This is a genomic window from Streptococcus sp. D2 (assembly GCF_006385825.1).
Taxonomy (GTDB): Bacteria; Bacillota; Bacilli; order Lactobacillales; family Streptococcaceae; genus Streptococcus; species Streptococcus shenyangsis.
Window position 1 is genome coordinate 52,498 of the sequence record NZ_VFSI01000006.1, and the last position, 13,741, is coordinate 66,238.

Genomic DNA, 13,741 nt, shown 5'->3' on the forward strand with positions numbered 1-13,741 from the left:
AGTTCATTTAATCAATATAGCGCAATTTCCCACGAAAATCTTCTAGGCTCTCGTATCCTTTTTCTTCCATGATTGCTTTCAATTCATTGGTAATACGATCAAAAGCACCGACGCCTTCTTTGTGAAGGGTGGTTCCCACCTGCACCATACTCGCTCCACAGAGGATATGTTCAAAGGCATCACGACCAGTCAACACGCCACCTGTTCCGATGATTTGGATTTGAGGATTTAAGCGTTGATAAAAGGCATGAACATTAGCTAGAGCAGTCGGTTTGATGTACTCTCCACCAATCCCACCGAAACCATTTTTAGGACAAATAACGACGGACTCATCTTCTATATAAAGGCCGTTTCCGATAGAGTTGACACAGTTGACAAACTTGAGCGGATAATTGTTGAAAATAGCTGCCGCTTGGTCAAAGTGAACAATATCAAAATATGGCGGCAATTTAATTCCCAGAGGTTTGGTAAAGTAGGCAAATACTTCTGCCAAAATCCGGTCTGTTGTCTCAAAATCATAGGCAATCTGAGGTTTTCCTGGAACATTTGGACAGGAAAGGTTTAGCTCAGTCAGACCACAAAACTCACTCTCTTGGACTTTTTTCAAGATAGTATGGGTTTCCTCTGGAGACATGCCGACTAGAGATAAAAAGAAAGTTCGATTCGGCTCTTTTTCCTGCAGATCCAAAAGGTAGTCCAGATAATAGTCTAAGCCATTATTTGGCAAGCCCATAGAGTTGATAGAACCAAGTGGAACATCTTGATAGCGTGGCTCAGGATTTCCCTGACGAAAGTCCAAGGTCGTTGTCTTTGTGACAAAGGTTCCTGCCGCTGAGTTTTTAACGCCCTCTAACTCTGCTATCGTCATACAAGACACACCTGCTGCATTCATCAAGCAATTGGCAAACTCAAAACCAGCAATTTGTGTTTTCGTTGATACCATGATTCTGATCCTCCAGATTCCATTTATTTCTAATATTATACCATATTTTCAGCTTTTCTCTTTGAGAAAGTCATTTATAAGAAAAATGTTCGTTTTTTATCCACTTTCAAAAAAATCCAATTTCAAACAATCCCAAAAATCAAATTGAAAGAATTTTTAGAAAATTTTTGTTTTTCTCTTTACAGTTAAAAAAAATTCTGCTATAATGACACACATAATTAAATTAGAATTTAAGGAGAACGATATGACATCTGCTAAAGAATATATCCAAAGCGTGTTTGAAACTGTAAAAGCTCGTAACGGGCACGAGGCTGAGTTCCTCCAAGCTGTTGAAGAATTTTTCAACACTTTAGAACCTGTATTTGAAAAACACCCTGAGTATATCGAAGAAAATATCTTGGCACGTATTACTGAGCCAGAGCGCGTGATTTCTTTCCGTGTTCCTTGGGTTGACCGTGATGGAAAAGTTCAAGTAAACCGTGGCTACCGTGTTCAATTCAACTCAGCTGTTGGACCATACAAAGGCGGACTTCGTTTCCACCCAACTGTAAACCAAGGGATTTTGAAATTCCTCGGATTTGAACAAATCTTTAAAAACGTTTTGACTGGACTTCCTATCGGTGGAGGTAAAGGCGGATCAGACTTCGATCCTAAAGGTAAAACAGATGCTGAAGTGATGCGCTTCTGCCAAAGCTTCATGACTGAATTGCAAAAATACATCGGACCATCACTTGACGTACCTGCTGGTGATATCGGTGTTGGTGGACGTGAGATTGGTTACCTTTACGGTCAATACAAACGCCTTAACCAATTTGATGCTGGTGTCTTGACTGGTAAACCTCTTCCATTCGGTGGTAGCTTGATTCGTCCAGAAGCAACTGGTTACGGTTTGGTTTACTACACTGAAGAAATGCTCAAAGCTAACGGAAACAGCTTTGCTGGTAAGAAAGTCGTTATTTCAGGTTCTGGTAACGTTGCTCAATATGCTCTTCAAAAAGCGACTGAACTCGGTGCAACTGTTATTTCTGTTTCTGACTCAAATGGTTATGTCATCGATGAAAATGGTATCGACTTCGATCTTTTGGTTGATGTTAAAGAAAAACGTCGCGCTCGTTTGACTGAGTATGCTGCTGAAAAAGCAACTGCAACATATCACGAAGGTTCTGTATGGACTTACGCTGGAAACTATGACATTGCTCTTCCATGTGCGACTCAAAACGAAATCAACGGTGAAGCAGCTAAACGCTTAGTTGCTCAAGGCATTATCTGTGTATCTGAAGGTGCCAACATGCCAAGCGACCTTGATGCCATCAAAGTTTACAAAGAAAATGGTATCTTCTACGGACCTGCCAAAGCTGCCAACGCTGGTGGTGTAGCCGTTTCAGCCCTTGAAATGAGTCAAAACAGTCTTCGTCTCTCATGGACTCGTGAAGAAGTTGATGGACGTCTCAAAGACATCATGACAAACATCTTCAACACAGCTAAAACGACTTCAGAAACATACGATCTTGATAAAGACTACCTTGCAGGAGCAAACATTGCTGCCTTTGAAAATGTAGCAAACGCTATGATTGCCCAAGGTATTGTTTAAGATTCATTTGCTTAATCCTCAATCGCTTCGATTGGGGATTTTTATGTTGAGTTCAAAAAACTCACCATTAACAGTGAGTTTTAACTTCAGAATTTATTTTACTTTCATTAGGGCAGATGACAAACATTCAACAATCTCATCAACTACTTCATCTATGTTTATAATTCCTTCATCATTCAACATCATGGGAATAAGATAAGAAAAACTCAATGCTAAAATGTATCGAACAATTCTTTCATTTGACCAATTTAGAATAAGTCCTTTTTCTTTAAATTGATTTAAAACAGGGCTAATTGGTTCTATTATAGATTGAACAATAATATTTCCTAACTGGATAGAAAGATTTTTATCAATAAAAGAACGCCCCAAGAGAATTTTAACATGCATTTGATTCTCTTGAATGAAAAAGAGCCTATCTCGAACAATACTTTTTAAAAAGAAGGGAAAAGTTTCTTGATCTACTATGAATTTTTTTTCTGAGAAATCCGCAATTACTTCTGGAATAACCTGTTCTAGAAAAATAGATAAAATGGCTTCTAAAATACCTTCCTTTGTTTTAAAGTAACTAAAAACAGTTCCTTCTGATACTCCAGCGCGTTCGGCAATAAGGCTGGACGTTGTATTCTCAAATCCAATTTCTGAAAATAATTTTAAGCTTGATAATAATACTCGACGTTGTTTCAAGCTCAAGTTGCTAACTTCTAACGTCTGAGCATACTTTTGTTCTAAACTTTCCATCGCTAGCACCTCTCTTCTACTCTCTTACTTTTACGACTTTTTTGCCTCGACTGTGTCCCATTTTCAGACTACGATAGGCTTCTCTAACTGACTTTAGAGAAAAGTCATACACTTGATCAATTTTCAGCTGAGCCTTCCCGTCTGAGACCATTTCAGCTAAAGTGCTAAAATCATCATATGTGGAATGTCTCGGACCAGTAAACTGAGCACCTTTTATCATAACATAGGGCGAAGGTACTAATGTCCCAATAGCTGTCCCCTTCAAGCCTAAACTAAAAGCCAATCTAACATAATCAGATCCATAACAATCCAAAAATTTTGTAATAGGCGTTGGACTAGCTGATAGAAGAGCCTTCTTGATATTCTCTTCATAACTTACTGGTATGGCACCTAAAGACTTCAGATACTCTGCATTTTTCTTACTTGCTATTCCAATCACTGTCGCCCCCTTAGCAACTGCATACTGTACTGCAATACTTCCAATACCTCCTGCTGCAGCTGAAATAACAACAGTATCTCTTGAATTTAAACCGATTCTTCTAAAAGCCCCACCCACAGTTAGAGCAGCTACTCCCATAGTAGCTGCGTGAGTCATGTCGATTATCTCTGGTTTCAATACAATTTCTGATTCATTGACACAAATTTCTGTTGCTAAAGCTCCCCTCTTAGTTCCCAAACCAGGATCGCTAATCATTGTTCCAAACACCTTATCTCCTACTGAAAACCTAGTTACTTCATTTCCAACTTCTGTAATAACTCCAGAAAAATCTCTCCCCACACCTCTTGGAAATAAAGATGATTTAGATTCAAACCAACGACTTGGTTTCCTTAATTTCGTTATAAAAGATAGAAATCGAAGGGGTTTCGCTCCCTCAAAAGTTTTATAATCAATAGGATTTAAACCAACAGCATGAACTTCTACTCTCACCTGATTTACATCCAAGGCTGTAGAGTCGATCTTCAGCAAATCCAAGACCTCTTCGTTACCGAAACGACTGTACTCTATTGCTTCAACAACCATTTTCTTTACTCCTTAATTTCACAAAAATTGAGTGAACACTCATTTTTATAAATTATACTCTTAATTTGTAAGAAAATCAATATTATCGTTTGATAGTGATTTATGACATGATACAAATATCCATCATTTCAATTTCCCAATATGATTCTTTCAATCTAACTCTCCTCACTTTTCAAGATAACTTTCCCTTTTTTGCTCTCTGCTAGACAAAAAGAAAAACCGCTACTCCTAAGAATAGCGGTTTAATCATGTTTTTAAGCTACTAATGTTTACTACTGTTCTGATTTGTTTGCACTCGTTTCAAAGCTTTGTGAAGTTGAGGATGTCAAATCTTGACTAGTTGAAGAATTTGTAATACTTTCGTGTTGACTCGTTTCTTTATTTTCAAGATCTTTTTTCACTACTTCTTTCGATTCTTTTATTTCTGAGTTACTTGTATCTCTAGTTGTAGCAGATTTCTCGACCGGAACATCCACTAACCAGGCTCCACTTGAATCAACTGTATAGCCTTCTGGCGTCTTACCATTCACAAGCAATTGACCATTTTCTTTCAAGAAGTACCATTTGTCCTTGTCTTTGATCCAACCAACAGCTCGTGAACCATCTGTATTGTAGAAGTACCAATCATTTACCTTTTTATGCCAGCCTTGCTTCATAGCTCCTGATTCTTTTAGATAATAATGATGACCAGCAACTTCTATCTCACCTGTCTTCATGATACCAGTGGAATCCATATAGTACCAGGTTTCTTTATCTTTTACCCAACCCGTTTTCATTTCCCCTGATTGAGCAAAGTAATACCATTGACCCTTATATTGAAGCCAACTTGTCTTCATAGAACCATCGTTTGATAAATAATAGTTCTGACCTCCAGTATTTACCCAACCAATTTCCATCTGTTTTTCTTTGTTGAAATAATACCAGGTTCCGTCGATTTTCTTCCAATTACTTGCAGCAGCACCAGAATCTGTTAAATAGAACCAATGATTGTTCCATTTTTTCCATTGATCCTGTAACAAGATACCTCTTTGGTTAAAGTAATACCAGTCACCCTTAATTTCATTCCAACCAACAGCATATTCTCCTGTAGAATCAGGCGCTTGATACCACCAGTTTCCATAAGCACTCTTATGCCAACCAGCTTGAAAACTTGGAATATGCTTGTAGGATGTTGAAATATTGACAAAACCATCTTGTCGAATATCAAAAACTGTTGCATCATAGTCTTTGCTGGCTGCATTAATTCTCTCAATTCCTCGTTCTTTGAGCCAATTGATATACTCACTGTCAACACCATTTTTCCAAGGTAGACTATCCGAGGTTTGAACAATCAAACTCGGACTCAAATTTCTGATGAAATCCTTGGTATTTGATTTGTTGGTATCATGGTGATGATTAAACTTCATCAAATCAACTTTTCCAATAAGAGGACCATACTTGTCTTCTGCTCCATGAACATTATCTAAGTCGCCCCCAAGGTAAATTTTCTTGCCATTGACTTTTACTACACTAATCAAGGAATTGGAATTGTCATCCCAAATCTTCTTTAATTCACCCGACGAATCTGTTTCATTTTCATAATTATAGAGCTGGATATCCATGTCCCCAAACTTAAAATGAGCATCTCCTTGTGTGATGTTTTGAATAACTGAAACACCTTTTTCTGCAGCAGTCTGTAAAACCTTATTATAGCCATACAGATTATCCCATAGGCGTTCAGAATTAGTAATACGATTATCACTATATTTTTTAAGATAAACTCGGTCAACTGGATAGGTAGACAATAATTCATCAACATTTCCAATATGATCACTGTGGGTATGAGTCACTAAAATAAAATCAAGTTTTTGGACACCCAATTCCTTCAAATGACGAAAGACACGGTCTGTCAGAACATGCTTATAAGACGTTTCAGTTCCTTCTCTCCATGGATAACGAGAATCACTTCCATCTGGGAAATCATAATCTTCTCCTGTATCCACCATGGCAAAATGTCCATTACTTTCAAGAATAATTGCATCACTGCCACCTTCATGAACATTTATAAAGTGAATTTTATTTCCCGAACTTTCTTGAGCTTGTACATTACCATACCATGACACACCTAAAAAAGCGCCTGCAAGTGCCAAACTAGTTAATTTCTTTTTCATTCTTATTTTCTCAATTTCTCCAAGGTTTCCTTAAAAATCTCTGGGATATCTGCAGTAAATTCCAAAATCTCACCTGTTCGTGGATGAGTAAATCCTAAAGTCTTAGCATGAAGAAATTGTCCATGTCCTTTCAGAGTCTTACGTGGACCATAGACTTCATCCCCAGCGACTGGATGGCCGATATAAGCCATGTGAACACGGATTTGATGGGTGCGCCCTGTCTCCAGTTGCAACTCCACTAAGCTATAATCACCAAAGCGTTCTAAGACGTGGAAACGAGTTACCGCAGGCTTACCTTTCGCAGTCACAGCCTGTTTCTTACGGTCTTTTTCACTCCGGCCAATCGGTGCTTCAATCACACCACGATCATTTGGAAGATTTCCATGAACAATCGCCCAATATTTGCGTAAAGACTTTTTATCCTTAAGTTCTTGAGCAAGTGCTAGATGCGCCTCATCATTTTTTGCAACCATGAGAAGGCCTGACGTATCCTTATCAATACGGTGAACAATTCCTGGACGCAGAACCCCATTGATACCCGACAAGTCCTTAATATGATACATAAGGGCATTTACCAGGGTCCCACTAGTATGACCAGCACTCGGATGCACAACCATCCCCTGAGGCTTGTTAACGACTGCCACATCCTCATCTTGGTAGATGATTTCTAGCGGAAGATTCTCAGCCACATACTCTAAGACCTCTGGTTCTGGCACATGGTAAGTGACAACATCGCCCTCTTGGACAGTGTATTTAGCTTTCTTGACTTGGCCATTGACCAAGACCTGGCCTGATTTGATTTGTTCATTCGCGAGACTGCGTGATAATTCTGTCAAATCCGACAAAGCCTTATCCAAACGCAGGCCACCAGTTTCAATTTTAATTTCCATTTATTTCCTCTTTTAGCATTGCAATCAATAAAATAATCACTCCAACAGTCAGATAGCTATCTGCCACATTGAAAATCGCAAAGTTGATAAAGTCAAGGTGAAACATATCCACAACAAAGCCCTGACTGATCCTGTCAATAAAGTTTCCAAGACCACCTGCGATTATCAAGGTCAAACCCAAGACCATCCAGAATGAATCCTCCATGTGTTTATGTAGATACCAAATGGCACCTACCATAACGACCAGTGTAATGATAGCAAATAGCCACTGCTGGTCTTGTAGCATCGAAAAGGCTGCCCCTCGATTTTGAAGGTAGGTCAAACTAACGAAATTGGGAATCCAAGAACGCACTTCACCCAGTGGAATCTGCTGGACGATATAGGATTTTACCAACTGATCCAGCGCAATCAAAAGCAGTACAATAACTGCCACTATTCCTCTTTTTTTCATTATTTCCTCTTCTGATTAAAATATTCTTGCATGACTTCTACGAAGAGAGTCCCAGCTTGACTCAGCTCCACTTCTTCACGTTTAACATAGACCATACGATTATCCAAATTATCCTTGAGACGAATAACTGTGATACCATTGACACTGTCACTATCTAAAAATCCAGAACCTGTAGCATAAGCGTCCGTCCGCTCCAAAATACCATTCAAAGTAGCACGGTCTGTCACATTGAACATCTGTGAGCTTGCACTGGTATCAACAAAGTTCTCCGAATAATAAAGGTACTCGTCTTTCTCTTGGGTAAAACGAACTGTCGGTAAGTCCGCTAAATCCTCCATGACCAGTTCCTCTTTCCGAGCCAAAGGATGCCCCTCGCGGAGATAAATGTGGGTATGGAAGGGAATCAATTCAATGACCTCAAGGCCTAACTTTTCAACCCGTTGCATGATCCCTTTTTTATTTTGATTGTTAAGGTAGATAATCCCAATCTCACTATGCCCTTGCGCTACTTCGTCTAAGATTTGAACAGTAGTCGATTCAAAAATACGAAAGTTCTTATAATCAGGATAGCGCTCTGAAAAGGCAGTAATAGTTGGTGGCAAGAAGTCATAGTGCTGGCTAGCAATGGAAAATTCATCTTTTTCTTCTTCAGGATTGGCATACTGATTTTGAAAAATATCAAATCCTTTAACCAATTCTTGCGCTTTTTCATAGAATTCCATACCACGACGAGTCAAGAAAGTCCCTGAGCTGGTCCGACGGAAAATCTTAAAGCCCAACTCTTTTTCCAAATCACGAACAGAAATAGACAGACTCGGCTGACTAACATACATCTTTTCAGCAGCTTCACGAAAAGTACCACTATTGGCAATAGCCACAACATAGCGTAATTGTTGAATGTTCATCTTCTATCCCCCAACTTCTTTATCTTTTCATTATACCATATTTTAGAAGTTTTCCAAAAAGGAAAAAAGTCAGGAAACTTTCAAATCTAAATGAATTACCTAACATTCCAAGACAAGAATTAGAATAATGTCTTTTTCAGTCCTCATTTTATTTCAAACAAATAAAAACAGCAAATCTTGTTGATTTACCGTTTCAAACTTGACACAAATTCGATTTCCCATAAATTTATGAAAAAGCCTCTTCAATCCTATTAGCTATATTTGGACTTACCTCCCAAATCCCAACATAAGGTTGTTCAATATACTGTTTTTCTTTTATAGTATATAGATAAACTACACTATCATTTTCTTCATTCTGATGAGTAAATTTGATAATGATGTAATCTTTAACATTTGTCGGTTGATCATTGAAACTCTCCAAAGTTGTAGATTTAGACTGTTTCTGTATCTCCTTAATTAACTTTGAGATTTCTTCTCTCTTGGTTATTGTTTTAACATTTTCAGAGAGTTTTTTCTGAATAGAAATTACAGAGATCGTTTCAGGCTCAGGAAGAATAAGTTTTTTCTTACTTACACAAGCAGATAGAACAAGAAAAGAGATTGAACAGACTATTATAGTGATAATTTTTTCATACTAGTCTACATCCTTTCATCCTGCTTACTTTTTCTCTGAGATACAATTATAATATCAAAACGTAGCCATTTTTACAATATCTTATTCCCTCATAAACTTTATTACTGTAAAAGTTTTACATTCCACTATTTTATGATTGTATCTAAAAGATAAAGTAGCCGATAAGTTCGCTTCTTACATTGGTTTTTAAAATATGGGTATCAGCGTGGGTATCAAAACAAAAAAAGAGGCTCTCCGAAAACTCGGAAAGCCTTAGTTTATGCTACTTCTAGCTTCCTCGCCTTTATATTTCAAGGCTCGGGATAAAAAGGTTCACTGGACCTTTTTATTTAGCGATTGGGTAAACAGAAACTTGTTTTTTATCGCGTCCTTTACGTTCAAAGCGTACTACGCCTTCAACTTTAGCGAACAAAGTATCGTCTCCACCACGACCAACGTTTACACCTGGGTAGATGTGTGTACCACGTTGACGGTAAAGGATTGATCCACCTGTTACAGTTTGTCCGTCAGCTGCTTTAGCTCCAAGACGTTTCGCTTGTGAATCACGTCCGTTTGATGTAGAACCTCCACCTTTTTTGTGGGCGAAAAGTTGCAAGTTGTTAAGAGTCATTTTTAACATAATGTTTTCCTCCGTGTTAGTTTTCTGTGATAACTCTGGTTTGGACGAACTCTGAAGAGTTCTCCGATAAGTTTGCCATACCTAAGAAAAATGATTCAAAGAATAACTGGGTCATTTCTCTCTGGTGTGAAGGAAGATCTTTTGGAATTTCAACCATCAGATAGCCACCTTCATCTTCGTTTAATTCTAGGATTGGTTCATAGCCTGCAAATTTCTCAATAGAATTGATAAAGTTAATGGCAAGCGTAGAAACCGATGCACACACGACATCAAAGCCGTATTCGCCACTCTCGGCGTGTCCAGTAATTTCCGCACTCCTCAGCTCGCCATCTTCGGCTCTCTCAAAGACTGCTTGTATCATGTGTTCTCCTTAAAATTAAGCGTTGATTGCGTTGATGACAACTTTAGTATATGGTTGACGGTGACCTTGTTTACGGTGGCTACCTTTTTTAGGTTTGTACTTGTAAGTAACAACTTTCTTTTGTTTTCCTTGTTTTTCAACAGTTCCAACTACAGTAGCTCCAGCAACAAGTGGAGTTCCGACAACAGTGTTTTCACCACCAACAAGAACAACTTCGTTAAAAGTAACTTCTTGACCAGCTTCAACGTTCAATTTTTCAACGTAAACTGCTTGACCAACTTCAACTTTAACTTGTTTTCCGCCAGTTTTGATAATTGCGTATGTGCTCATTATGCACCTCCTATGATTTTTATGGGTTTCCCCGAATTTTTTGTGAAGACTCGCCTAGCATCGTGGGACGAACCACTTAAACTTGAATAATCAAGCGACGATGTTCGTGCGGTTGCACAGGAACGTGCATAGTCAACTCTTCAAGTATAGCATATCTCCTATTTTCTTACAAGTAATAACACCTAAAATGAAGCTTTTTCTTTTACTTTTTTCCGCCACGAGGCAGAAAACATACTGAGGTAAAAAATGCTCATCATAATAGGAACACCAAGAATAGTCTTTTCATTATAGAAAATCGTCAAATAGGCTGAAAAGACAACGCCAAGTACAAAACTACTAAGCAGGCTTACAAAGATAATCCCTTCACGTAAAAATGGTGTGTGCTTGGTCCTAAAATAATCCCCAAAAGCCAACATGGTCCGTTTGATGTTCCCCGTCATAAAAGCATTATTGTAGGCAATCCCCGATACTTCACCAAAGGCAGTTGTCACCAAGCCCATACAAAAGGCTAAGGGCGGTACTAGATAGATATTATCTACAGTTTGCGGCACAAAACCAATAATGATTGATAAGATTGCTAAAGGAAACAATGACAAAATTGGCTTTTTCACAATTCTCAATTTTTCCTTATAAACAGTTAATAAAAAGACCCCCATCATAAAAGCTAGCAAGGTGAGAACCTTGTCCCTAACATCTGAAACATTATTTTGGATTAATTCTACTGAAAGAAAGACTACATTCCCAGTTTGTCCAGCTACAAGAGTATTCCCTCGCACAATAAAAGTATAGGCATCTACATAACCTGCACAAAAAGTCAAAAAAAGCGCTAGCCTCTTAGACTGACGTGATATTTTTCTTATAGGTAATAATCTCATTTTCCCTCCCATTTCATTTACTCATCTCATTATTGTACCACTTTCTTTGGAAAAGTCCTAGTAGCTTATTTGAAATTTTTCACCCTCTGTTGGATAGTCCCGTCTATCTATGTTATAATGAAAGAAGGATTTGAAATCGGAAAAGGAGTATTTATGCTAAAATTAGGTGTCATCGGAACAGGCGCTATCAGCCATCACTTCATAGAAGCAGCCCATACCAGTGGAGAATACCAGTTGGTCGCAGTCTATTCTAGAAAACTAGAAACTGCAGCAACCTTTGCTTCTCGCTATCAAGATATCCAGCTCTTTGATCAATTAGAAGACTTAGTCAAGAGCTCCTTTGATGTGGTCTATATTGCTAGTCCAAACTCCTTGCATTTTGCTCAAGCAAAAACTGCATTATCTGCAGGTAAACACGTCATTCTTGAAAAGCCAGCTGTCACTCAGCCACAAGAATGGCTGGATTTGATTCAAACAGCTAAGAAAAATCACCGTTTTATCTTCGAAGCAGCTCGTAATTACCATGAGAAAACTTTTACTACTATCAAAAACTTTTTAGCAGACAAACAAATTTTGGGAGCAGATTTCAACTATGCCAAGTATTCTTCAAAGATGCCTGACTTGTTGGCTGGTCATACGCCCAATGTCTTTTCAGAGCGTTTTGCTGGTGGAGCCCTCATGGATTTGGGGATTTATCCTCTCTACGCTGCCGTTCGCCTCTTTGGAAAGGCTGAGAACGCCACCTATCAGGCTCAACAGCTTGACAATAGCATTGACCTAAATGGAGATGGCATCCTCTTCTACCCTGATTTTCAAGTCCATATCAAGGCTGGTAAAAACATCACTTCTAATCTCCCTTGCGAAATTTACACGACAGATGGCACCTTGATCCTCAACACGATTGAACATGTCCATTCAGCTATTTTTACCGACCACCAAGGAAATCAAGTCCAGCTTCCTATCCAACAGGCTCCCCATACGATGACTGAGGAAGCTGCTGCATTTGCACACATGCTCCATCAACCAGATCTGAATCTCTACCAAACTTGGATGGATGATGCAAGTTCTGTTCATGAGCTACTATATACCATGCGCCAGACTGCTGGCATTAGATTTGAGGCAGAAAATGAAAACCAAACTACCGACTGAATGGCAAAAATTGAGTGATCAACTCGGTTTCCAAGAATTTACTCCCATTCAAACTCAACTATTTGAACCCCTTCTTGCTGGAGAAAACCTCCTAGGGGTGAGCCCAACAGGAACTGGTAAGACCCTAGCTTACCTTCTACCAAGTCTTCTCAGACTACAAAAGAAAAAAGCCCAACAACTCTTGATTCTAGCGCCTAATACAGAACTGGCTGGACAGATTTTTGATGTATGTAAAACGTGGGCTGAAGCCATCGGCTTAACTGCCCAACTCTTCTTATCGGGTTCGAGTCAGAAACGCCAGATTGAACGCCTAAAAAAAGGACCAGAAATTCTGATTGGAACCCCTGGTCGTATCTTTGAACTCATTAAATTGAAAAAAATCAAGATGATGAATGTGGAAACCATCATTCTAGATGAATTTGACCAATTGCTCGATGATTCTCAGATACACTTTGTGGAGAAAATCACTCACTACGCACCGCGTGACCACCAACTGGTCTATATGAGTGCGACGACCAAGTTTGACCAAGAAAAGATTGCGCCTAACACACGTACCATTAATCTTTCTGACCAAAAATTGGACAACATCCAACATTTCTACATGCAGGTGGAGCAACGCCATCGTGTGGATATGCTACGAAAACTAGCTCATGTAGAGGATTTCCGTGGTCTGGTCTTCTTTAACAGCCTATCAGACCTTGGAAGCGCAGAAGAAAAATTACAGTATCGTGATATATTGGCTGTTTCCCTCGCTAGTGATGTCAATATTAAATTTAGAAAAGTCATCTTAGAAAAGTTTAAAGATAACCAACTAACCCTACTCCTTGCAACAGACCTTTTGGCTCGTGGAATTGATATCGATAGCCTAGAATGTGTCGTAAACTTTGATATTCCAAGAGACATGGAAGCCTACACTCACCGTGCTGGCCGTACAGGTCGTATGGGCAAGGAAGGTTATGTTATCACTCTCGTCACTCATCCAGAAGAACTTAAAAAACTCAAGAAGTTTGCAAGCGTACGTGAAATTGTCTTGAAAAACCAAGAACTCTATATCAAATAATCCCCATTACTCTATGCACATCAG

The 13,741-nt window shown here is 38.8% G+C and carries 15 protein-coding genes, 1 pseudogene and 1 other annotated feature; of the genes and pseudogenes, 4 read left to right on the top strand and 12 right to left on the bottom strand.

Annotated features, from left to right (window positions below; translation table 11 throughout):
* Positions 1-7 precede the first annotated feature (7 nt).
* Positions 8-943, bottom strand: coding sequence for a dihydroorotate oxidase (locus FJR73_RS04885; protein ID WP_140833662.1), 936 nt, complete (start codon positions 941-943; stop codon positions 8-10).
* 244 nt (positions 944-1,187) lie between these two features.
* On the opposite strand from FJR73_RS04885, the gene gdhA reads away from it, so the two are divergent.
* Complete coding sequence (gene gdhA, locus FJR73_RS04890; protein ID WP_140833664.1) at positions 1,188-2,534, top strand: NADP-specific glutamate dehydrogenase; 1,347 nt, start codon at positions 1,188-1,190, stop codon at positions 2,532-2,534.
* Between the two features lie 93 nt (positions 2,535-2,627).
* Here the strand turns inward: gdhA and FJR73_RS04895 are convergent, their stop codons facing one another.
* From FJR73_RS04895 to FJR73_RS04920, 6 genes are all read right to left on the bottom strand, one after another.
* The gene (locus FJR73_RS04895; RefSeq protein WP_140833665.1) at positions 2,628-3,272 is read right to left on the bottom strand and encodes a TetR/AcrR family transcriptional regulator; all 645 of its coding nucleotides are present in this window, start codon (positions 3,270-3,272) and stop codon (positions 2,628-2,630) included.
* Positions 3,273-3,288: 16 nt separating this feature from the next.
* Positions 3,289-4,293: an NADP-dependent oxidoreductase gene (locus tag FJR73_RS04900; protein ID WP_140833667.1), complete on the bottom strand. Its 1,005-nt coding sequence runs from the start codon at positions 4,291-4,293 to the stop codon at positions 3,289-3,291.
* A gap of 272 nt (positions 4,294-4,565) precedes the next feature.
* Entirely contained in the window at positions 4,566-6,443 is a 1,878-nt protein-coding gene (gene cbpE, locus FJR73_RS04905; RefSeq protein WP_140833669.1) for a phosphorylcholine esterase CbpE, read from the bottom strand.
* Between the two features lie 2 nt (positions 6,444-6,445).
* A complete protein-coding gene (locus FJR73_RS04910) occupies positions 6,446-7,333 on the bottom strand; it encodes an RluA family pseudouridine synthase (protein ID WP_140833671.1) in 888 nt (295 codons plus the stop codon).
* Positions 7,323-7,784 carry a signal peptidase II gene (lspA, locus tag FJR73_RS04915; protein WP_136936985.1) on the bottom strand — a complete coding sequence of 154 codons (462 nt, stop codon included), beginning with the start codon at positions 7,782-7,784 and terminating at the stop codon, positions 7,323-7,325. The genes FJR73_RS04910 and lspA overlap by 11 nt, the downstream gene beginning before the upstream one ends.
* A complete protein-coding gene (locus tag FJR73_RS04920; protein WP_140833673.1) occupies positions 7,784-8,689 on the bottom strand; it encodes a LysR family transcriptional regulator in 906 nt (301 codons plus the stop codon). The genes lspA and FJR73_RS04920 overlap by 1 nt, the downstream gene beginning before the upstream one ends.
* Between FJR73_RS04920 and FJR73_RS10610 the strand changes: the two are divergent.
* Positions 8,682-8,817: pseudogene (locus FJR73_RS10610) on the top strand (AraC family transcriptional regulator). The gene FJR73_RS04920 and the pseudogene FJR73_RS10610 sit on opposite strands and share 8 nt — an antisense overlap.
* A 98-nt stretch (positions 8,818-8,915) precedes the next feature.
* Here the strand turns inward: FJR73_RS10610 and FJR73_RS04925 are convergent.
* From FJR73_RS04925 to FJR73_RS04945, 5 genes are all read right to left on the bottom strand, one after another.
* On the bottom strand, positions 8,916-9,314 hold the full coding sequence (locus FJR73_RS04925) for a DUF5301 domain-containing protein (RefSeq protein WP_181146607.1): 399 nt from the start codon (positions 9,312-9,314) through the stop codon (positions 8,916-8,918).
* Positions 9,315-9,648: 334 nt separating this feature from the next.
* Positions 9,649-9,942, bottom strand: coding sequence for a 50S ribosomal protein L27 (gene rpmA / locus FJR73_RS04930; protein WP_000916509.1), 294 nt, complete (start codon positions 9,940-9,942; stop codon positions 9,649-9,651).
* 16 nt (positions 9,943-9,958) lie between these two features.
* Positions 9,959-10,303 (bottom strand): ribosomal-processing cysteine protease Prp, encoded by a 345-nt coding sequence (locus FJR73_RS04935; RefSeq protein WP_000613694.1) that lies wholly within the window; start codon positions 10,301-10,303, stop codon positions 9,959-9,961.
* A 15-nt stretch (positions 10,304-10,318) separates the two neighbouring features.
* The gene (rplU, locus tag FJR73_RS04940) at positions 10,319-10,633 is read right to left on the bottom strand and encodes a 50S ribosomal protein L21 (RefSeq protein ID WP_000109141.1); all 315 of its coding nucleotides are present in this window, start codon (positions 10,631-10,633) and stop codon (positions 10,319-10,321) included.
* A 36-nt stretch (positions 10,634-10,669) separates the two neighbouring features.
* Positions 10,670-10,757: a sequence feature (ribosomal protein L21 leader region), on the bottom strand.
* Between the two features lie 58 nt (positions 10,758-10,815).
* Positions 10,816-11,508 (bottom strand): YoaK family protein, encoded by a 693-nt coding sequence (locus FJR73_RS04945; RefSeq protein ID WP_235888717.1) that lies wholly within the window; start codon positions 11,506-11,508, stop codon positions 10,816-10,818.
* Between the two features lie 153 nt (positions 11,509-11,661).
* On the opposite strand from FJR73_RS04945, the gene FJR73_RS04950 reads away from it, so the two are divergent.
* On the top strand, positions 11,662-12,657 hold the full coding sequence (locus FJR73_RS04950; protein WP_140833677.1) for a Gfo/Idh/MocA family protein: 996 nt from the start codon (positions 11,662-11,664) through the stop codon (positions 12,655-12,657).
* Positions 12,635-13,717, top strand: a complete 1,083-nt coding sequence (locus FJR73_RS04955) for a DEAD/DEAH box helicase (protein WP_140833678.1) — start codon at positions 12,635-12,637, stop codon at positions 13,715-13,717. The genes FJR73_RS04950 and FJR73_RS04955 overlap by 23 nt, the downstream gene beginning before the upstream one ends.
* The last annotated feature ends 24 nt before the right edge of the window (positions 13,718-13,741 follow it).